The following is an 18,455-nucleotide window of genomic DNA, read 5'->3' on the forward strand; positions in this document are numbered from 1 at the left end:
CGGGCAGGTCAGGCCTTCTCCGGCTCGACTTCCTCGATCGGCACGAGCGGCTCATCCTTGATGAGATCGAGGGTCAGCGCCGTGCGGACGTTGCGCACGTTCGGAAGGCTTGTGAGTTCGGAGACGAGGCTCTGGAAAGAGGCGAGGTTCGGGGCCACGCATTTCATGATGAAGTCAATGTCGCCCGAGAGTGTCCAGCACTCGCGGACCATGGACCAGTCCTTCACCCGCTGCTCGAATTCCTGCAGCTCCTTTTTGCCCTGGATGTCGAGCTGCACCATGGCGAAGCAGACGATCTCGAATCCGAGATTCTTCGGGTCGAGGATGGCACGGTAGGCCTTGATGATGCCGGCGCTTTCAAGCGCCCGCACCCGGCGCAGGCATGGGGGTGCCGACAGGCCGACGCGGCGCGCCAGCTCCACATTGGTGATGCTGCCGTCGGCCTGCAGTTCTTTCAGGATGGCCCAGTCGATGGAATCGAGGCGTCCGCGCACGGTAACTCCGCTTATGCATGATCGGGCAAGAAAAGCCGGCTGGCTGCCCCGACCATGCTGCATCAGGTCAAAAAATCTCGTCTTGGCTGAGTAGACCGTGTAGAGGGTCTGCACAAGAAGGACAGGCGATTAAGTCGCAACGAACTTCATGAACTCCACAGGCTCGTTGATCGAATGTTGCGCAATGATACCGGCCTTATCACCTGGGTTCTGACCGATGGCAAGGCCGGGGACGAGCTGCAGGCGCTGAGCGTGACTGAGGCTCTCGGCCTCGATCCCGAAATTCGCCGGATCGATCCGAAACCACCCTTCAGCTGGTTCATGCCCTGGGGGGCCATCGATCCGCGTGAGCGTCCCGGCGCGCCCAACAGCCCTATTGCCCCGCCCTTCCCCGATCTGCTCGTGGCCTCCGGCCGCCGCGCCGTGGCCTATCTGCGCTTCATCAAGAATGCCACTGGCGGGCGCACCTACACGGTCTTCCTCAAGGATCCCCGCACCGGACCGAAGACAGCCGATTTCATCTGGTCGCCGGACTACGACCGCCTGCGAGGCCCGAACGTTCTCAACACCCTCACCCCGCCCCATCGGATCTCGGCCGAGAAGCTCGAAACGGCCCGCGCCCACCCTGATCCACGCCTTGCCCACCTCCCCCATCCCAGGGTTGCCGTGCTGGCAGGCGGCGACAGCCGACACCACCGGTTCACGGATGAGGACATTGCCTGCTTTATCCGCCACCTGACCGCCTTGGCCGAGATGGGAGCCGGATTGACGATCACGGCTTCGCGCCGCACACCCCCGGCCCTTCGGGAGGCCCTGATCGGGCTGGCTGCCCGGCATAGTGGCTTCTTCTGGGATGGCACGGGCGAGAACCCCTTCATCGCCCTGCTGGCCCTCGCCGATTTCGTGGTGGCCACGGGGGATTCCTTCAACATGATCGGCGAGGCCACCGTGACCGGCAGGCCGATCCTGGTGTTCGAGCCCTCGGGCGGACACCCGAAACTGGATGTTTACATGAGCGCCCTTAAGGCCCATGGAATTGTGCATCCATTCGAGGGCCGTCTTGAAGGACTGCCCTATGAACCACTAAATTCAACTCCCAAGGTCGCGGAGGCCATAGCCGAGGGCTTTAGCCGCCACCGCCGCGCTCTCGGCTTGCCGGACATCGCCTTTTCACTGGAGACCCCCTGATGGCCCATTCTCACGCCAAGCTCATCATCATCGGCTCGGGGCCGGCGGGCTATACGGCAGCGATCTACGCGGCGCGCGCCCTGCTCGAACCGGTGATGATCTCCGGTTTCCAGCCCGGCGGGCAGCTCATGATCACCACCGATGTGGAGAACTATCCGGGCTTTGCCGACGTGATCCAGGGCCCCTGGCTCATGGAGCAGATGCGCCTGCAGGCCGAGCATGTGGGCACCAGGATGGTCTCCGACCACATCGTCAAGGTCGACCTGAAGCAGCGTCCCTTCCGCCTGGAGGGCGATTCCGGCAACACCTATACCTGCGACGCGCTGATCGTTGCGACTGGCGCCCAGGCCAAATGGCTGGGCCTGCCCTCGGAGGGCCAGTTCCAGGGCTTCGGCGTCTCGGCCTGCGCCACCTGCGACGGCTTCTTCTACCGCGGCAAGGAGGTTGTGGTGGTGGGCGGCGGCAACACGGCGGTCGAGGAGGCGCTCTACCTCGCCAACCTCGCCTCAAAGGTCACCCTGATCCATCGCCGGGATTCCCTGCGCGCCGAGCGCATTCTCCAGGACCGCCTGTTCAAGCACCCCAAGATCGAGGTGATCTGGAACTCGGCCGTCGAGGAAATTTGCGGCAGCGAGAACCCCTCCTCCGTCACCCATGTGCGGCTCAAGAGCCTTGTTTCGGGCCAGAGCTTGGACTTCAAGACCGACGGCGTCTTCATCGCCATCGGCCACAAGCCCGCGACGGAACTCTTCACCGGGCAGCTCGACATGAAGGCCGGCGGCTATCTGCTGATCAAGCCGGGCTCGACCGAAACGAACATCCAAGGGGTGTTCGCGGCCGGCGACGTCACCGACGACATTTATCGTCAGGCCGTCACCTCGGCAGGCATGGGCTGCATGGCCGCTCTCGACGCGGAGCGCTATCTCGCTGCCTTGGAGGCGACGCAAGAAGCTGCCGAATAGAATTTGTTAACAACTGGTTAGCCCTCAGGCCGATTTCCTGTTGCATCAAACCCCGGCTCATAAGAGATAAGGAAGCCTTGCGTTCTGAGCATGCGAGGCATGAGGGGAATGCCGTGGACTGGGACAAGATCCGGATTTTCTACACCGTCGCCGAAGCGGGCAGCTTCACGCGGGCCGGTGACGATCTGGGCTTGAGCCAATCGGCCGTGAGCCGCCAGATCAGCGCTCTCGAGCGCGAACTGAAGGCGCCTCTCTTCCATCGCCATGCCCGCGGGCTGATCCTGACCGAACAGGGCGACCTGCTGTTCCGGGCCGCCCGCGACATGCGTATGCGGCTGGAGACCACCAAGGCCCGCCTTGTGGAAACCAGCGAGCGGCCGTCGGGTGAGTTGAAGGTCACGACCACCGTCGGCCTCGGCTCGATCTGGCTGGCCCAGCGCATCGCCGAGTTCCTCGATCTCTATCCCGACGTGCGAGTCGAATTGATCCTCTCCAACGAGGAACTGGATCTCGCCATGCGCGAGGCCGACGTCGCGATCCGGCTGCGCCGTCCGGCTCAGCCGGATCTGATCCAGCGTCGCCTCTTCACGATCCATTTCCACGTCTATGCCTCGGCCGACTATATCAAGCGGTTCGGCGAACCGAAGACCCTGGAAGAACTGGATGAGCACCGCATCGTCTCGTTCGGTGGCGACCAGCCTTCCTATCTCATGGCCGTGCACTGGCTCTCGACGGCCGGACGCGAGGGGCGCGAGCCGCGTCAGTACCATTACGTCGTCAACAACATCACGGCCCTGAAGCTCGCCGTCGAGACCGGGGCCGGCATCGCCGTGCTGCCGGATTATGCAGTGGTGGGCAATCCGGACCTGGTTCAGATCCTGCGTGACGTGGAAATGCCGTCTCTCGACAGCTATCTCGTCTATGCCGAAGAGATGCGGTCGGTCGCCCGCGTACAAGCCTTCCGCGACTTCCTGATCTCCAAGGCCCAGCGCTGGACATTCTGAGGGTCCGAATCCGCTCCCAACCTCAATGGGTTAGGAGAATTTGTCTCAGAGATGACAAAAGCCATGCGCTCAGCGCAGCCCTTTTATGAGGCATGCTGCATTGCAAATAAGCGCCATGCAGCCGATATCACCCTTGGCTGATTTAAACGCGGCACCGCTTTCTTCCTCCCGGCGTTGCCGTGTCGGCCGTTCCCTCTGGAAGGTTTTGACTTTTGTCGGACCTCTACTTTAGCCGGGCTTCGAGCCCGGCTTTTTTCTTCTCAGGGGGCTTAGCGCATCGGATTGACCCCCAAAGTGGGTCCACTTTTGGGATCGATGCTCTAGCGAGGTAGGCCCTGCTCCACCTCTTCCTTGAGCGCGCGGCGCAGGACCTTGCCCACATTGGTCTTCGGCAGAGTGTCCCGAAACTCGATCCGGCGCGGCACCTTGTAGCCGGTCATGTTCTCCCGGCAGAACTGGCGCAGTTCGTCGCTGGTCAAAGCCTGGTCTTTCCGGACCACATAGGCCACCACCGTCTCGCCCGAATGCTCATCTGGCAAACCGATGACAGCGACTTCCATCACGCCCGGATGTTTGACGATTACGTCTTCCACTTCGTTCGGGTAGACGTTGAAACCGGAGACGAGGACCATATCCTTCATCCGGTCCACGATCTTCACCTGCCCATCGGGCAGGATCACCGCCACGTCGCCGGTACGGAACCAACCATCCGGGGTCATCACCTTGGCGGTCTCGTCAGGCCGCTGCCAGTAGCCAGCCATGACCTGCGGTCCCTTCACACACAATTCTCCCCGCTCGCCGGGCGGAGGGACCGTGCCGTCGCTTGCGCGCACGGACACATCCGTCGATGGCAGCGGATAGCCGATGGTGCCGGTGAATTCCTCGATATCGAGCCGGTTGGCGCAGACCACCGGCGAGGTCTCGGAGAGGCCATAGCCTTCGACGATGGGCTGCCCGGTTACTTCCTTCCATTTCCTCGCGACGACTTCCTGGGTCGCCATGCCGCCGGAGACGGCAAAGACCATCTGCGAGAAATCGACCTTCTCGATGCCGGGTGCGTTGGCCAGGGCATTGTAGAGCGTGTTGAGGCCGGACATGAGCGTGAACGGACTCTTCTGCAGCGTCTTGACGAAGCCGGGAATGTCGCGCGGATTGGCGATCAGCAGCTGGCACCCGCCGATCCGCGTCATCAGCATGGCACAGACGGTGAGAGCGAAGATGTGATAGAGCGGCAGGGCCGTGACCATCACGTGATCTTCGCGATCGCCGAAGAACGGCAGCATCCAGGCTTCGCACTGGAGCACGTTGGCGACCACGTTGCGATGGAGCAGAGTTGCGCCCTTGGCGACCCCCGTCGTGCCGCCCGTATATTGCAGGAAGGCGATATCGTCGGGCGACACAGTCACCGCCTGAGCTTTCCGCTTGGCGCCCTCGGCAACGACAGTCTTGAAGGCGATGGCCTGCGGCAGGCTGAAGGGTTTGACCGCCTTCTTCACATGACGCGAGACCAGATTGACGATAGCACCCTTGAGGCCGAGGAGGTCGCCGGGCGTGGCGAGAACCACGCGATCGAGCGTCAGATCCGGCAGCGATTCCTGGACCGTCGCGGCGAAGTTTTCCAGCACGAACAGGAAGCGCGCGCCGGAATCCTTGAGCTGATAGGTCAGCTCCCGCGGGGTGTAGAGCGGATTGACGTTGACGACCGTACCGCCAGCGAGAAGCACCCCGAACAGGATGGGCGGGAAGGCCATCACGTTCGGCAGCATGATGGCCACCCGGTCACCCTTCTTCAGTCCCTGCGCCTGGAGCCAGGAGGCGACCGCATCGGCCTCGCGTCCCAGGGCGCCATAGGTCATCCGCTTGCCGAAACTCTCGATGGCGGCCCGGTTCGAATAGTCCATGACGGCCTTGTGGAAGATGTCGTTCAGCGTGCCGATGCTGGCCTCGTCGATCGTCTTGGGGACCTGCGCGGGATAGGAGCTGAGCCAGGGTCGGGCGGCATAGGGATCCGAAGCGTCTGCCGTGGCAGGCACCGGGGTCGAGGCGGTCATCGTTGTCCTCCGCTTTGCGGCGAGGTTTGCTTCATGGGAGATGGCGTCTCCATCAAGCCTAACTTGGCGCGGAAGAGCCCATTTGTCGATGGAAATAGTTTAGACCTGAACGATCATCTAAGGACCGTTCAGGTCTGACGATCGTCAGTGAGCCTTGTGCAGGACCTGCTCCGCCGGCCGGCCGCTCAGCTCCGCCATGTGGTCGAACCGGGTTGAGAAGGTCCCCACGCCCGCCGTCGCCGAACGGAGTTCGACGATGAGATCGCCGATCTCCGATTCCGGAATGGTGGCGCTGAGCACCTGCCAGCCAGCCCATCCTGGCCGCTCGTCATAACCGAGGATCTGCCCCCGCCGTCCGGTGACAAGAGCGGTTGCCTTGGAGAGCGCCTCAGACGGCATCGTGATCTCGACCGATAGGACCGGCTCCAACAGCACGGGCTTAGCCTTCGGCAGGGCCTCCGCCAGCGCGAGCTTCGCCGCTGCCTGGAAGGCTGCGTCCGAGGAATCCACCGTATGGTAGGAGCCGTCGGTGAGCGTCACCGTGAGATCGACGACCGGGAAGCCGAGGGGCCCGCATTTGAGCGCATCCCGGACGCCGGTCTCGACGGAGGGGATATACTGGCGCGGGACCACCCCGCCGGTGATCTGATCCTGGAAGGCAAAGCCCTCCCCGCGCGGCAGCGGCTTGATCTCGATCATCACGTCGCCGAACTGGCCATGGCCGCCGGTCTGCTTGCGGTGCCGTCCGCGGGCCGAGGCCGGGTGTTTGATCGTCTCGCAATAGGCCACCTTGGGCTTTGTCGTCTCGACGCCGACCTGAAAGCGCGAGGCGAGCTTTTCCACGGCCACGCGTAGATGCATCTCGCCCTGCCCATGGAGCCGGATCTCACCCATCTCGGGCCGGGTTTCCACTGCGAGGGACGGGTCCTCCTCGGTGATCTTGGCAAGCGCGCTCGAGAGGCGCACATCGTCCTTGCGGTCCTTGACCTTGAGAGCCAGCACATAAACCGGCTCCGGCGGCGCCGGCGAAACAATGGCCTCGGGCCTTGCCTTACCGGATGCGAAGCTGTCGCCCGTGGCGATGCCCTCCAGCCGACCGAAGCCGACCGCATCGCCGGCCACAGCCTCTGTCTTGCGATTCATCGTGCTGCCCACGAGCGTGGCGAGGCTGCCGATCCGCGCCTCGGCCCCACGCGAGCCGACCACCGTGTCGCCTTCATGGAAAGCGCCGCGCATGACGCGGGCGACGGAAAGCTTGCCACCCTGGCCCATATGCAGGGTCTTCATGGCCTGGGCGAGAGGCGTGCCCTCTTCGGGAATACCGAGACGCACGCGGGTTTGCGTCAGACCCGGCGCCTCGTGGCGCAGCGCTTTCAGAAGCCGCGTGACGCCGTTGCCGCGCTCGGCCGAGCCGATCAGGGCCGGCACCACATGCCGTTCCTTCAGCTCCCGCGAAAGATCGTCGAAGATCTGGTCGCGCGGCGGCTCGATCTCGGAGATCAACTCCTCCATGAGCGCATCGTCGTAATCGGCCAGACGCTCGAGCATGGCGAAGCGCGCTTCCTTCTCCCGCGGCAGTTCGCCTTCAGGCAGATCCACGATTTCGCTCGGCGCGTGCTCGCGATAGATGAAGGCACGCTCAAGCGCGAGATCGATGAAGCCGATGGCGATGCCGTCCTTCCAGAGCGGGATCTGGCGCAGAAGCAGCGGCGTGCGCGAGGCCTGCTGCAGCAGTGCCAATGTCTCACGTATGCGCTGAGTAGCCGTGTCGATCTTGTTGATGAAGAGGAAGCGCGGAATGTCGGCCTCTTCCAATTCGCGCAGAATGATTTCGAGGGCCGGGATCTTGCGTTCGTCCGCCTCACAGACAACGATCGCCGCATCACAGACCGGCATGACGTTGCGCATCTCGTGCAGGAATTCCGTCGAGCCAGGGCAATCCACGAAGGTAATGCTCTCGCCCAGAAACTCGACCGTCGCCACATTGGGCTCGATGCTCATGGCATGGGCGCGGGCCTCCGCGCTCGCATCGCCGACGCTGTCCCCATTCGCCACGCGGCCCGCCCGGGAGACGGCTCCTGTCCGCTCCAGGATTGCCTCAAGCAGGGTGGTCTTGCCGCTCTGGAACGGGCCTACGATCGCGATGCATCGCGGGCCCGCATCTAGTCTGCCGTTGGGTGCCATTGGACGTCATCCTTCCCTGCCCCCATCGTTGGCGCGCTCTTCACGGGCGCGTTATCGCGAATGCTCTGCCTCTGATGGGAAGTTGGCAAGAGATCTTTTGCAGTTGCCCTTCGAGCGAAAGCGGCCAAGCTTGCGCTTGACCGTTCTCAAGGAAGAAGCTACCGCGCTCGGCGCAATTCGAAATCGGCGACCCCAAGGGCGAAGTTGAAGCCGGTCTGTCCACCGACGGAGAGAGGCTGAAGGGAAATGCTCCGGTTCGAGCCGCCGACCAGGACATTCGCTCCGACGCCGGAACCGACCGTCGCCTCGGCTGTCCCACCGACATAGCTGCCCGCCAGGGCGCCGGGCGCCACGCTGCCCTCCGAGAAAACAACCCATGTCAGGATCCCCCCTCGGGTCGCGCCGATATCGAGCCCGAACCGGCGGATCATGCCCACATAAGGTTCGTTTGGGCCGCGTCTCGGGTTGAACGTGCACAATGTCGTCTTCCGCGACGTGACGATGAGACCGATTCCGCCCGATACGCTGCAGGACAGGACTCCGATCCGCCCTCGGTTCTGAGCCTGCGCCTCCGTGGCACCCAACGACGCAAGAAGGGCAAGAGCGGCAACGGGGAGAGCGGCGCAACGCATGGTGATCTCCTAAGCTTATCCAAGCTTAGCGATTAACGGCGCAGGAGCAGTGCCGTTCCATGGTGAGGATATCAATCCTGAACTGGTAAGGCCGAATCCTGATGCTCGCCGCGCCGGACGATGCGCATCGCCGTGATCGTCACGGGGCCGGCGCGCAGCAGGTTCATGGCCGAGACGATCATCTCGGCCAGCCGTTCGGGCGCGATGCTGTCGCCCTCGATATCGAGGAGAAAACCCTTCGCCTCCACATAGCCGCCATTGGTGAAGTCGACCCGGGCGTCGAATTTTACGCGGTGCGTGGAGGCGGGATTGGCCCTGTAGGGCTCTGCCGCGGGATCCGGATGGAATGTCCGCGGCAGGGTCATCAACGCAAGGACCCGCAGAAGCGCTGGATGCGGTGGCAGGCATCCTCCAGCAACGCGTTCGACGTGGCATAGGAGATGCGGAAGTTGGGTCCGAGGCCGAAGGCCGAGCCATGAACTGCAGCGACACCCTCGGCTTCCAGCAGTTCCGCGACGAAGTCCTCATCCGTTTCCAGCACCTTGCCCGATGGCGCGGTCTTGCCGATAGCCTCGGCGCAGGACGGATAGACGTAGAACGCACCTTCCGGCATTGGGCACTTCAGGTACTTCGTCTGATTGAGCATGGAGACGACGAGATCGCGGCGCTCCTCGAAGGCTCGTCTGAACACCTTCAAGTGATCCTGCGGACCGTCGAGTGCCTCGACCGCAGCCCATTGCGAAATCGCGCTCGTGCCCGAAGTCTGCTGGCCCTGCACGAAGTCCATCGCCTTGATAAGATGCTCGGGGCCGCCGGCATAGCCGATACGCCAACCGGTCATCGCATAGGCCTTCGACACGCCGTTCATGGTGAGCGTGCGCTCGTAAAGGTTCGGCTCAACTTGAGCCGGCGTGACGAACTCGAAATCGCCGTAGGTCAGGTGCTCGTACATGTCGTCGGTGAGCACCCACACATGCGGATGGCGCATCAGCACGTCGGTGATCGCCTTCATCTCGGCGCGGGAATAGGCCGCGCCCGTCGGGTTCGAGGGCGAGTTGAGGATGATCCACTTCGTCTTCGGCGTGATCGCGCGCTCGAGCGGCTCCGGCTGGAGCTTGAAGTTGTGCTCCATGGTGCAGTCCACGAAGACGGGCTTGCCGCCGCACAGCGCCACCATCTCAGGATAGGACACCCAGTACGGCGCCGGGACGATCACCTCGTCGCCCGGGTTCAGGGTGGCGAGCAGCGCGTTGTAGATCACGTGCTTGCCGCCGGTGGACACGATGGTCTGCGAGGGCTTGTAGTCGAGGCCGTTCTCGCGCTTGAACTTGCGGGCGATGGCCTCGCGCAGCGGCACGATGCCGGAAACGGGCGTGTACTTCGTCTCGCCGCGGCGGATCGCTGCGATGGCGGCTTCCTTGATATTGTCGGGCGTGTCGAAATCCGGCTCGCCGACGGAAAGGCTGATGACGTCCCGCCCCTGGGCTTTCAGATCCCGCGCTTTCTGCGTGATGACGATGGTTGCAGACGGCTTGATGCGGGAAAGGGCGTCAGACAAAAAGCCCATGGGAATCCTCCGATCGGGGCGTTAAGAAGGGAACCGTGACGGCGGCGGACCCTAATGCGGTCAAGCCGCTCAAGCAAGCAAAACAGCAAGCAGAAATAGCCCTTCCCGAACGGGTTTTTGAGGAGCCGCCTTTTCCGATGACCACATCCGTCACCCGCCGCCTCGCGCTCGGCCTCGTCGCCGGCGCGGCCCTCTTCGCCACCGCAGCCTCCGCCCAGGACTTTCCGAACCGCGTCATCAAGATGGTGGTGCCCTACCCGGCCGGCGGCCCGACCGACGTGATCGCCCGCATCGTGGCGGAGGAGATGGGCAAGTCTCTCGGCCAGAACGTGCTGGTCGAGAACCTGGCCGGCGCGTCCGGCGCGGTCGGCACCCGCGCGGTCGCCAAGGCCGAGCCTGACGGCTACACCATCGTGTTCGGCAACAACCAGACGCACGGGAACAACATGTTCCTGCTGAAAGAGCCGGGCTACGACGCGGTGAAGGATTTCGCCCCGCTCGCGGGCGCCGGCGCCTTCGAGCACGTCTTCGTGGTCAAGAACGATCTGCCCGCCAAGACCATTCCTGAACTGATCGAGCTCGCCAAGAAGGACCCCGGCAAGCTGAATTACGGCTCGACCGGCGTCGGCTCCGGCTCGCATCTGGCGACCGAGCTCTTCATGACCCGCACAGGCATCAAGATGACCCACGTGCCCTTCCGGGGTGCGGCACCTCTGGTGACCGAGATCATGGGCGGGCGCATCGACGTGTCGAACTCGACCCTGCCCAGCGTGCTCTCCCAGTTCCAGGCCGGTCAGATGCGCGCCATCGGCATCGCGAGCCCCCAGCGTAACTCGCAGGCTCCGGACGTGCCGACCCTGCGTGAGCAGGGCATCACCGATGCGGACGCGGAATCCTGGGCCGCCTTCTTCGCGCCGGTGAATACGCCGAAGCCCGTTCTCGACAAGCTGTCCGGCACGATCATCGCGATCCTCAACAGGCCCGACGTGAAGGAGCGCATCACCAAGCTCGGCTTCACCCTGAACGTGCGCGATCCGGAAGCGTTCAAGCCCTATCTCGCCAAGGAGATCCAGACCTGGGCCGAGATCATCAAGGCGGCCGGCATCAAGGCCGAGTGAGCTTGCTTGGAACCACATCGTCATGGCCGGGCTTGTCCCGGCCATCCACGTCTTTGAACCGCGGCGCCACAAGACGTGGATCCCCGGCACAAGGCCGGGGATGACGCAAGGAGGAGGAGCAAACGCCATGCAATTCCACCAAGGCCGCCTGATCGATCACGTCCACCTGCGCGTCTCCGACCTCGAGGCGAGTCGGCGGTTCTATCGCGCTGTGCTGAGGGCCATGGGGCGGGACCTCACCTCGGAGAGCCCGAAGCATTTTTCCTGCGACGAATTGTGGGTGGATCAGGCGGATGGGCCGGTCTCGCGGGTTCATCTCGCCTTCCAGGCGCGGGACAGGGAAGCCGTTCATGCTTTCCACGCAGCGGCGCTCGCCAACGGGGGACGCGACAATGGCGGGCCGGGAGAGCGGTCCTATCACCCAGGCTATTATGCCGCCTTTGCTTTCGATCCGGACGGCCACAACATTGAGGCGGTCCATCACGGGCCTGCGGATCGCTCTGCGGAATCCGTCATCGTCAGCCCCAAAGCCTAAGCAACCCTGCCACAATCGTTAATAATTAGTTAATACCGACACTTAGCCAAGAAACCGGAAGCGGCACTTTCGGACAGGGCGGGAACTTTCTTGAATCACACAAGTTTTTCTCCTGTAACCACCCTCCGGTTGCAGGGGTTAAGTCAATGAAAACTTTCCGACCAAGAAACGCCTATCACGTTTCGTCCCGCGTCCATCGTCTCGATCCGCGCCAGGAAAGCCGCTGCTCGCTTGCCCTGATCATGCTGCTGGGCCTCGCGACGCTCTTCGTCATGACCACGACCCAGACCCTCTCGGCTCACGACACCAAGACTATCCACGTTTATTCGCTGCGATAACGCGTGAGTGAACGGCGGCACGGTTGACCGCCTGTCGCAGAAGTTTAGCTCTCCGGCATCGGAACGACGGAGAGATTCAGAGATTCCAAGATGCTGAGCCCCCGACTTGCCCTGGCCTGCGCCCTTGCTCTCGGCACCATCCCTTCCGCCTTGGCCCAGGACACCCAGCGCTTTCGCACCGACAAGGTCGAGGTGATCGTCGAGACGGTCTCCCGCAATCTCGAAAATCCGTGGGGCCTCGCCTTCCTTCCCGACAATCGCATGCTGGTCACGGAGCGGCCCGGCCGCCTGCGCATCGTCGATGCCAACGGCACTCTCTCCGAACCGCTCCAGGGCATTCCGCGCGTTGTGGCCCGCGGCCAGGGTGGCCTTCTCGATGTCGCCATCGACCCGAATTTCGCTCAGAACCGCCTCGTCTACCTAAGCTATGCCGAGGATCGCGGCGAAGGCCGCGCCGGCACCAGCGTGGCCCGCGGCCGCCTCAATGCGAACGGAACCGCATTGGAAGCTGTGCAGGTCATCTTCCGCCAGGAGCCGACCCATACGGGCAACAACCACTGGGGCTCGCGCCTGGTCTTCGACCGTAACGGCAATCTCTTCGTGACGCTCGGCGACCGGTTCGACCTGCGCAACCAGGCGCAGAATCCGGCGAACCACATCGGCAAAATCGTTCATATCAAGCCCGAAGGCGGGGCGGCGCCCAACAATCCCTTCCTGAACCGAGAAGACGCCAAGCCCGAGATCTGGTCCATCGGCCATCGCAACCTGCAATCGGCCGCTCTGCATCCGACGACTGGCGAACTCTGGACCGTGGAACACGGCGCCCGTGGTGGCGATGAGGTCAACATTCCGCAGAAGGGCAAGAATTACGGCTGGCCCGTTATCTCCTATGGCGTCGATTACTCCGGTGCGAAGATCGGCGAAGGCACGAGGAAGGAAGGCCTGGAGCAGCCGGTCTATTACTGGGATCCCTCGATCGCGCCTTCCGGAATGGCCTTCTATACCGGCGACAAGTTCCCGGCGTGGCGCGGCAGCATCCTGGTCGGAGCGCTCGCGGGCAAGCTCGTCTCGCGGCTGGAGACCAACGGCAATCGCGTCACCGGCGAGGAACGCATGCTGCAGCAGCTCGGCGAACGCATCCGCGATGTGCGGCAGGGGCCGGACGGCTTCGTTTATCTGCTGACGGATTCCCGCAACGGCCGCATCCTGCGCATGAAGCCGGCGACCTGATTGCGCCTCAACCCCGCGGCCCGAACAGGATGAGCGCCGCGCCTGCCAGGCAGATGCCGGCGCCGGCGATGTCCCACCGGTCGGGCCGCGCCCCTTCGGCGATCCAGAGCCAGAGGATCGAGGCGACGATGTAGACGCCGCCATAGGCCGCATAGGCCCGCCCAGCCGCGTCGGCCGGAACGAGCGTCAGCAGATAGGCGAACAGTGCGAGCGATCCCATGCCGGGCACCAGCCACCACGGTGACTTGCCGAGCCTCAGCCAGGCCCAGAAGGAAAAGCATCCGGCGATCTCGGCAAGCGCCGCGCCTGCATAGACGAGGAACGCCATGGCCTCGGATCAACGCCCCTGGAAGATGAAGGCGGCGCCGGCCGCAATGAGGCCGAAGCCGATCAGGTGGTTCCAGCCGAGCGGCTCCTTCAGGTAGAGCACCGAAAAGATCGCGAAGACCACGAGGGTGATGACCTCCTGCATGGTCTTTAGCTCGGCCGCCGAATAGACCGCCGAGCCGATCCGGTTGGCCGGCACGGCGAACCAATATTCGATGAAGGCGATGGCCCAGCTGGCGACGACCGCTATCCAGAGGGGGGATGTCTTGAACTTCAGATGCCCGTACCAGGCGAAGGTCATGAAGACGTTCGATGCGATCAGCATCAGGACGGGCGCCGTTTGAGGGTTCATGAGAAGGACCGGAGGGGAGAAAAGAGGAGGTGCGAACCCTGCCCTATTCCTTCAGGCCAAAGTGTCAAGCTGCCCGATGGACGCGATGCCCTTAGCAGGAAAAGGAGCATCGGATGGTTTCCAAAAGTGGAAGTCCACTTTTGGGTCCGATGCTACCGGATGCCGAGGCGCTCCAGCACCTGGGAGCCGCCGGCGATCTGCGGATTGGAAGGGTCGAAACCCTCGCGCCGCTCGCGCTGTGTGACGAGTCCGCGGGCTCTCTCGAAGGCGACATCCAGGCGACGCTCGCCTCGCAGGGCCTTGTTGAAGAAGGCATCGCCGAAATAGGTCCAGGTCGCACCGTCCCGGCAGCCGAAGGAGGGCTTGTCCGCCGCCGCGGCCGTGATGACGAGGGTCCGGGCATCGGCCAGCTCTCGGGCAAAAACGCCGGAATAACAGGCTGAAACGATCACGACCCGGTGCTGCGCCCGGGTTTGATCAAGCAGCGCCCGCACATCGGATGGGGTCATCAGGCTCGCATTGCGTCCGGCGACGAGACCGATCCCTTCCGGTGCGCCATGAGAGGTGAGGACCAACGCCACGATATCCTCGGCCGGATCGAGGGTCTGGCCCACGGCCCGTGTGGCTGCAACGAGAGTTTGCGCGGTCGCACCAGCACGCCGCTTGGTATTGAACAGGACGATGGAGCGCCCCTTGGAACCAAACTGCCCCTCGAGGATGCGCGCCGCTCCCTTGGCCTCGCTCTCGAACACGCTCTGCGGACCCCACAGCCCGAAGGACAGGATGTAGACATCGACCTGCCCGGGACGTTGCGGGGCCAGTTTGACAGGCTCGGCCCGGCGAGCTGTCTGCCCGTGAGCCTCATAAGAAGGGCCGAGGGCGAGAGAGAGCCCAATCAGGCAAAAAGCGATCAACCGGTGCATGGTATACCCCAACCTCGAGCTACCTTACGCGCAGCGCCCGGCGAAAGCCAAGGAGCCACCAAGGCATCGGACCCAAAAGTGGACTTGCACTTTTGGGATCCATCCGATGCTCATTCTTTGATGAGCGCATCGTTGAGCGCGACCTCTGGGTCCGCACGATGCGCAGGCTGAACCGAATCCTCTCTTCCGGGTTTCCCTGTCAGGCACGTCACTGGTCATCCCAAGAGGGTATTACATGGATATCGCGCTCGATAAGGTTTGCGAACTCATTCTCCGGATCAGGGCCATCGACGTGAAGGAAGGCCCCACCGATCCGGCTTCGGGCTCGAACCCTATCGACGACGGCAGCATCGACTCCCTCACCTCCTCGCCGGATGACGCCACCGAGGACGAGCTTCGCGACGTGATCGCGGGCCTCAACGACGACGAGCGCGCCGACCTGATCGCCCTCGTCTATATCGGCCGCGGCGACATGGAACCCGAGGAATGGGGCGCCGCCGTGCGCCTCGCCCGCGAGCGCGAGGCATCGAGCTCGCTCTCGACCGCCGACTGGCTCATCGGCATTCCGAACCTGGCCGAGCTGCTGGACGAAGGCCTCAACGCCATGGGCCGTAGTTGCGCCTGAGGCGCTGACAAACCCATCATCCCATCAACAGATTGCCGCCTTCGAGCCGTCGGCCGAGGTACTCCGGAACAACGGTTGATGGCTGTCACCATCACGCAAATGGCATCGACGGCACAGTGACGGCGCCCTATTTGTGACATGGATCAAGCTGATAATTCACCCTACTCCCAAAGGAGGATGTGATGACTCCGCGCCTGCCCCCGGAGAGTCCGGACGACGACGTGCAGAGTGAGCTGCTCCAGGCCGTTCACAAAGCCCTGAACGACCTTACCCCCATCAACGACCCGGTAGAGGAACAACCCCTCACCGAGACGCAGCAGGACGTGCAAGCATCCGCATCGCCGGATGAAACCGAGGTCGAGATCGACCGCATCGAAGCCTATCTGCGGGGTCCGACGGCGTTCACCGCCTGACCCCAACCTCTTCCTTGTCCCGCCTTCGTCTATGCGGATCGCAACACGGAAGGCCGGCCCCCAATCCTCAGCGAGCAAATTGAGTCCCTGAAGCCGTTTCAGGAAATCCGTTCGCGCGACCGATCCATCGCAAGTGGGGCCTTGGCCCCACTCCTTACTGTTAGAAGTTCCTCAAGGCCTTTCAGCCTCACTGCTTGCCGAGCTTGAGGAACTGCGTCTCGCCGGACGAATCGTCGACGCCGTCGTTGTCGGTCACGATATAGGCGTCGCCCGCGGCATCGATGATGAAGCCCTCGACCTTGTCGAGCACGTAGCCGTTCGCGGACTTCAGATCGGCGAGGAGATCGCGCACCAGCATCTTCTGCACGAGCGGCAACTCGCCACCGAGCTTGACAGGCTTCATGTCGGCAAGCGAAACGGCATAGAGCTTCTTCAGCTTCGCCTTCTCGGCGATCTGGTTGTCACGCTCGATGATGATGACGCGATCACCCGCTGCCGCGATTTCGGACAGGCCGATCCAGCCGGCTTCCGTGCTGTCGAGCGGATAGCGCACGGCGCTCCAGCTCTTGTCCGACGGCTTGTAGGCGAGGAGTTTTACGGCGTTCTTGCCGTCGTCGGCCCATTCGCGCTGGACCGCGAGCCACACGATCTCGTCGGCGCCCGATCCGGTGACGGTCACGCCTTCGAAGCCGTAGTTCTTCGCGCCCTTTTCGAGCTCCGCCGGAACCGAGATCTCCTCCTGGATCGCACCCTTCGCATCGACCCGGATGAGCAGGTTCTTGACGCCCTTCTCGAGATTGCCCTCGGAGGCGAGCCAGAAGCCGTCAGACGCTGTTGCAATGCCTTCGAGATCGAGCTTCTCCGCCGCCGCGCCGTTGCGGGTCACGAGCGCTTCGCCCGTGATCAGTGCCGGCTTCTTCGTCGCGTCAATGGTGAGGATGCGCGGTGCGCCGCCATAGACGCTGTCCGTCACCGCGTAGAGCTTGCCGGCCTGCGCCTTATCGGCGGCAAGACCGGAAAGCGCACCCCAGCCGATCGGCAGGCCGTTGGCGTTCTTTCCCGAGCGGATCGTCGGATAGGCCGGAGCGGCGCGCTCTGCACGCTGGTAGATCATCACGTGCGGAGCAGCGCCGCCATCGCCGTGCAGATCGGTCTCGCTGGTGGCGACGAAGAGATTGCGCGACGGAATGGCAATCAACCCTTCCGGACCGATGCCGGTCGGCAGAACCTGCACGAGTTCAGGAGCCGCACCAGTATCGCGATAAACGGCGACGACCGAAGCGCGCTCGGAACCGACGAAGATCAGGTTGTCGTTGCCGAACCGGCCCGTCTCGACGCCTTCGATCTCGACGCCCTTCTTGTTGCGCTTGTCGGGATAATGGCCGAGCGACACGATCTCGTACTCCAGGCTCGCGCCGGATTCGTAGGCCACGCTGCCATCCTTGTTGAAGATGGTGAAACCGCGCGAACCGCCCTTCCAGTCGCCTTCATTGGCGGTCACGAAACGGTTGGCGTCGATCCAGTGCACCGCATCCGGCTCGCGCACGACCTTCTCCATCGAGCCGGTCAGTTCGATCTTGCCGTCCTTCTTGGTGTCGATGTTCTTCAGATCCACGCTGCCTGCGGAGAAATGCGTCTCGACCTTGCCGGTCTTTCCATCGACGATGGCGATGTGGTTGTTCTCCTGCAGGGTCACCACGACCTTGCCGTCCTCGGACACATCCACGTATTCCGGCTCCGGATCCTCGCCTGCGACAGCCGCAAGGCCGGTGAGAGCAACAGTCTTGAGAGCCGTGCAATCGAGGCTGCTGCCATTGAGAGAAGCGACCACCAGCGCGCCGGCGGGCATTTGCGGGATCGCACCCTCGTTCACCTCTTCATTGCGCTCGTTCTCAATGGCGACGGCAAGAACGCCCGCATTGGCGGCAACCGAATCGGGCTGGCCCGGCAGAGCGCATTCCGCAGCAACCTTGCGCTCGGCGAGGTTCACGGTGACGAGCTTGCCGCTCGGATTCGTGAAGCTCTCGGATGTGTTGACGGCCACATAGGCCTTCTCACCCACCACCTTCACCGAGGTAGACTCGCCACCGACGGCAAGCGAGCCGCCGGCCTTGGGATTTGCCGGGTCGGTGATGTCGATGAAGCCAAGCGCCTTGCGCGGGCTATCGGTATAGATTAGCAGCTTGCCGTCCTCGCTCGCCGTGATGATCTCCGCCACCGTGTCGGCCTTCTGGTCCCCGTCCTTCGGCAGGTTCAAGGTGATAGGGAAGCTGGCGATACGGTCGAAATATTCTGCGGCGGAGGCGCTGAGCGCCGTGCCGGAGAGGAGTGCGGCGGCAAGCGAGCCGGCGATAAGGGAGCGATGCATGGGATTCCCCGCAAGACGGTCAAGGTTAGCCGGATCGTCATGCGCCCGTCTCATGACGAGCCGATGACAGATGGCGGGCCGCATCGAGCGGGGCCGTTTTGCACCGAAATTACCGCTCGGGCGTTGTCGAGACCGAAGCCAAAA

At 63.3% G+C, this 18,455-nt stretch carries 19 protein-coding genes; 9 read left to right on the forward strand and 10 right to left on the reverse strand.

The features are described from left to right. Window positions 1-8: 8 nt before the first annotated feature. A complete protein-coding gene (locus tag ACS5Q1_RS07945) occupies window positions 9-494 on the reverse strand; it encodes an Lrp/AsnC family transcriptional regulator (protein WP_203442964.1) in 486 nt (161 codons plus the stop codon). A 174-nt stretch (window positions 495-668) separates the two neighbouring features. Between ACS5Q1_RS07945 and ACS5Q1_RS07950 the strand changes: the two genes are divergently transcribed. From ACS5Q1_RS07950 to ACS5Q1_RS07960, 3 genes are all read left to right on the forward strand, one after another. After that, window positions 669-1,682, forward strand: a complete 1,014-nt coding sequence (locus tag ACS5Q1_RS07950) for a mitochondrial fission ELM1 family protein (RefSeq protein WP_473097651.1) — start codon at window positions 669-671, stop codon at window positions 1,680-1,682. Further along, entirely contained in the window at window positions 1,682-2,644 is a 963-nt protein-coding gene (gene trxB / locus ACS5Q1_RS07955; protein ID WP_473097652.1) for a thioredoxin-disulfide reductase, read from the forward strand. Before ACS5Q1_RS07950 ends, trxB begins: the two co-directional genes overlap by 1 nt. Window positions 2,645-2,757: 113 nt before the next feature. Then, window positions 2,758-3,648: a LysR family transcriptional regulator gene (locus ACS5Q1_RS07960; protein ID WP_203442961.1), complete on the forward strand. Its 891-nt coding sequence runs from the start codon at window positions 2,758-2,760 to the stop codon at window positions 3,646-3,648. A 320-nt stretch (window positions 3,649-3,968) separates the two neighbouring features. Here ACS5Q1_RS07960 and ACS5Q1_RS07965 read toward each other — a convergent pair whose 3' ends face one another. The 5 genes from ACS5Q1_RS07965 to ACS5Q1_RS07985 all read right to left on the reverse strand — a co-directional run bounded on the left by ACS5Q1_RS07965 (window position 3,969) and on the right by ACS5Q1_RS07985 (window position 10,082). Further along, complete coding sequence (locus tag ACS5Q1_RS07965) at window positions 3,969-5,699, reverse strand: AMP-binding protein (RefSeq protein WP_473097653.1); 1,731 nt, start codon at window positions 5,697-5,699, stop codon at window positions 3,969-3,971. Window positions 5,700-5,843: 144 nt separating this feature from the next. Beyond that, on the reverse strand, window positions 5,844-7,883 hold the full coding sequence (locus tag ACS5Q1_RS07970) for an elongation factor G (RefSeq protein WP_473097654.1): 2,040 nt from the start codon (window positions 7,881-7,883) through the stop codon (window positions 5,844-5,846). A gap of 158 nt (window positions 7,884-8,041) precedes the next feature. Then, window positions 8,042-8,515, reverse strand: a complete 474-nt coding sequence (locus ACS5Q1_RS07975; protein ID WP_473097655.1) for a DUF992 domain-containing protein — start codon at window positions 8,513-8,515, stop codon at window positions 8,042-8,044. A 71-nt stretch (window positions 8,516-8,586) separates the two neighbouring features. After that, entirely contained in the window at window positions 8,587-8,880 is a 294-nt protein-coding gene (locus ACS5Q1_RS07980) for a hypothetical protein (RefSeq protein WP_473097656.1), read from the reverse strand. Beyond that, the gene (locus tag ACS5Q1_RS07985; protein ID WP_203442956.1) at window positions 8,880-10,082 is read right to left on the reverse strand and encodes a pyridoxal phosphate-dependent aminotransferase; all 1,203 of its coding nucleotides are present in this window, start codon (window positions 10,080-10,082) and stop codon (window positions 8,880-8,882) included. The genes ACS5Q1_RS07980 and ACS5Q1_RS07985 overlap by 1 nt, the downstream gene beginning before the upstream one ends. A gap of 137 nt (window positions 10,083-10,219) precedes the next feature. Between ACS5Q1_RS07985 and ACS5Q1_RS07990 the strand changes: the two genes are divergently transcribed. From ACS5Q1_RS07990 to ACS5Q1_RS08005, 4 genes are all read left to right on the forward strand, one after another. Next, window positions 10,220-11,200, forward strand: coding sequence for a Bug family tripartite tricarboxylate transporter substrate binding protein (locus tag ACS5Q1_RS07990; RefSeq protein ID WP_473097657.1), 981 nt, complete (start codon window positions 10,220-10,222; stop codon window positions 11,198-11,200). A 127-nt stretch (window positions 11,201-11,327) separates the two neighbouring features. Next, window positions 11,328-11,735 (forward strand): VOC family protein, encoded by a 408-nt coding sequence (locus tag ACS5Q1_RS07995; RefSeq protein ID WP_473097658.1) that lies wholly within the window; start codon window positions 11,328-11,330, stop codon window positions 11,733-11,735. Between the two features lie 146 nt (window positions 11,736-11,881). Continuing rightward, window positions 11,882-12,073, forward strand: coding sequence for a hypothetical protein (locus ACS5Q1_RS08000; protein ID WP_473097659.1), 192 nt, complete (start codon window positions 11,882-11,884; stop codon window positions 12,071-12,073). Window positions 12,074-12,163: 90 nt separating this feature from the next. Next, on the forward strand, window positions 12,164-13,303 hold the full coding sequence (locus ACS5Q1_RS08005) for a PQQ-dependent sugar dehydrogenase (protein WP_473097660.1): 1,140 nt from the start codon (window positions 12,164-12,166) through the stop codon (window positions 13,301-13,303). 7 nt (window positions 13,304-13,310) lie between these two features. Here the strand turns inward: ACS5Q1_RS08005 and ACS5Q1_RS08010 are convergent, their stop codons facing one another. The 3 genes from ACS5Q1_RS08010 to ACS5Q1_RS08020 all read right to left on the reverse strand — a co-directional run bounded on the left by ACS5Q1_RS08010 (window position 13,311) and on the right by ACS5Q1_RS08020 (window position 14,905). Further along, the gene (locus ACS5Q1_RS08010; RefSeq protein WP_203442951.1) at window positions 13,311-13,631 is read right to left on the reverse strand and encodes a YnfA family protein; all 321 of its coding nucleotides are present in this window, start codon (window positions 13,629-13,631) and stop codon (window positions 13,311-13,313) included. Window positions 13,632-13,640: 9 nt separating this feature from the next. After that, on the reverse strand, window positions 13,641-13,982 hold the full coding sequence (locus ACS5Q1_RS08015) for a DMT family protein (RefSeq protein WP_473097661.1): 342 nt from the start codon (window positions 13,980-13,982) through the stop codon (window positions 13,641-13,643). A 152-nt stretch (window positions 13,983-14,134) separates the two neighbouring features. Next, the gene (locus tag ACS5Q1_RS08020; protein ID WP_203442949.1) at window positions 14,135-14,905 is read right to left on the reverse strand and encodes a C13 family peptidase; all 771 of its coding nucleotides are present in this window, start codon (window positions 14,903-14,905) and stop codon (window positions 14,135-14,137) included. 235 nt (window positions 14,906-15,140) lie between these two features. On the opposite strand from ACS5Q1_RS08020, the gene ACS5Q1_RS08025 reads away from it, so the two are divergent. Continuing rightward, entirely contained in the window at window positions 15,141-15,530 is a 390-nt protein-coding gene (locus tag ACS5Q1_RS08025) for a DUF3775 domain-containing protein (RefSeq protein ID WP_473097662.1), read from the forward strand. A 182-nt stretch (window positions 15,531-15,712) separates the two neighbouring features. Next, entirely contained in the window at window positions 15,713-15,943 is a 231-nt protein-coding gene (locus ACS5Q1_RS08030) for a hypothetical protein (RefSeq protein WP_473097663.1), read from the forward strand. 187 nt (window positions 15,944-16,130) lie between these two features. Here ACS5Q1_RS08030 and ACS5Q1_RS08035 read toward each other — a convergent pair whose 3' ends face one another. Next, on the reverse strand, window positions 16,131-18,311 hold the full coding sequence (locus ACS5Q1_RS08035) for an esterase-like activity of phytase family protein (protein WP_473097664.1): 2,181 nt from the start codon (window positions 18,309-18,311) through the stop codon (window positions 16,131-16,133). Window positions 18,312-18,455 lie beyond the last annotated feature (144 nt).

Source organism: Microvirga sp. GN3, from assembly GCF_055792825.1.

What these genes read in the sequence shown, in the direction of transcription:
- ACS5Q1_RS07950 (WP_473097651.1), top strand. Translation starts at nt 669, where the DNA reads ATGTTGCGCAATGATACCGGCCTTATCACCTGGGTTCTGACCGATGGC.
- trxB (WP_473097652.1), top strand. Translation starts at nt 1,682, where the DNA reads ATGGCCCATTCTCACGCCAAGCTCATCATCATCGGCTCGGGGCCGGCG.
- ACS5Q1_RS07965 (WP_473097653.1), bottom strand. Translation starts at nt 5,699, where the DNA reads ATGACCGCCTCGACCCCGGTGCCTGCCACGGCAGACGCTTCGGATCCC.
- ACS5Q1_RS07970 (WP_473097654.1), bottom strand. Translation starts at nt 7,883, where the DNA reads ATGGCACCCAACGGCAGACTAGATGCGGGCCCGCGATGCATCGCGATC.
- ACS5Q1_RS07975 (WP_473097655.1), bottom strand. Translation starts at nt 8,515, where the DNA reads ATGCGTTGCGCCGCTCTCCCCGTTGCCGCTCTTGCCCTTCTTGCGTCG.
- ACS5Q1_RS07980 (WP_473097656.1), bottom strand. Translation starts at nt 8,880, where the DNA reads ATGACCCTGCCGCGGACATTCCATCCGGATCCCGCGGCAGAGCCCTAC.
- ACS5Q1_RS07985 (WP_203442956.1), bottom strand. Translation starts at nt 10,082, where the DNA reads ATGGGCTTTTTGTCTGACGCCCTTTCCCGCATCAAGCCGTCTGCAACC.
- ACS5Q1_RS07990 (WP_473097657.1), top strand. Translation starts at nt 10,220, where the DNA reads ATGACCACATCCGTCACCCGCCGCCTCGCGCTCGGCCTCGTCGCCGGC.
- ACS5Q1_RS07995 (WP_473097658.1), top strand. Translation starts at nt 11,328, where the DNA reads ATGCAATTCCACCAAGGCCGCCTGATCGATCACGTCCACCTGCGCGTC.
- ACS5Q1_RS08000 (WP_473097659.1), top strand. Translation starts at nt 11,882, where the DNA reads ATGAAAACTTTCCGACCAAGAAACGCCTATCACGTTTCGTCCCGCGTC.
- ACS5Q1_RS08005 (WP_473097660.1), top strand. Translation starts at nt 12,164, where the DNA reads ATGCTGAGCCCCCGACTTGCCCTGGCCTGCGCCCTTGCTCTCGGCACC.
- ACS5Q1_RS08010 (WP_203442951.1), bottom strand. Translation starts at nt 13,631, where the DNA reads ATGGCGTTCCTCGTCTATGCAGGCGCGGCGCTTGCCGAGATCGCCGGA.
- ACS5Q1_RS08015 (WP_473097661.1), bottom strand. Translation starts at nt 13,982, where the DNA reads ATGAACCCTCAAACGGCGCCCGTCCTGATGCTGATCGCATCGAACGTC.
- ACS5Q1_RS08020 (WP_203442949.1), bottom strand. Translation starts at nt 14,905, where the DNA reads ATGCACCGGTTGATCGCTTTTTGCCTGATTGGGCTCTCTCTCGCCCTC.
- ACS5Q1_RS08025 (WP_473097662.1), top strand. Translation starts at nt 15,141, where the DNA reads ATGGATATCGCGCTCGATAAGGTTTGCGAACTCATTCTCCGGATCAGG.
- ACS5Q1_RS08030 (WP_473097663.1), top strand. Translation starts at nt 15,713, where the DNA reads ATGACTCCGCGCCTGCCCCCGGAGAGTCCGGACGACGACGTGCAGAGT.
- ACS5Q1_RS08035 (WP_473097664.1), bottom strand. Translation starts at nt 18,311, where the DNA reads ATGCATCGCTCCCTTATCGCCGGCTCGCTTGCCGCCGCACTCCTCTCC.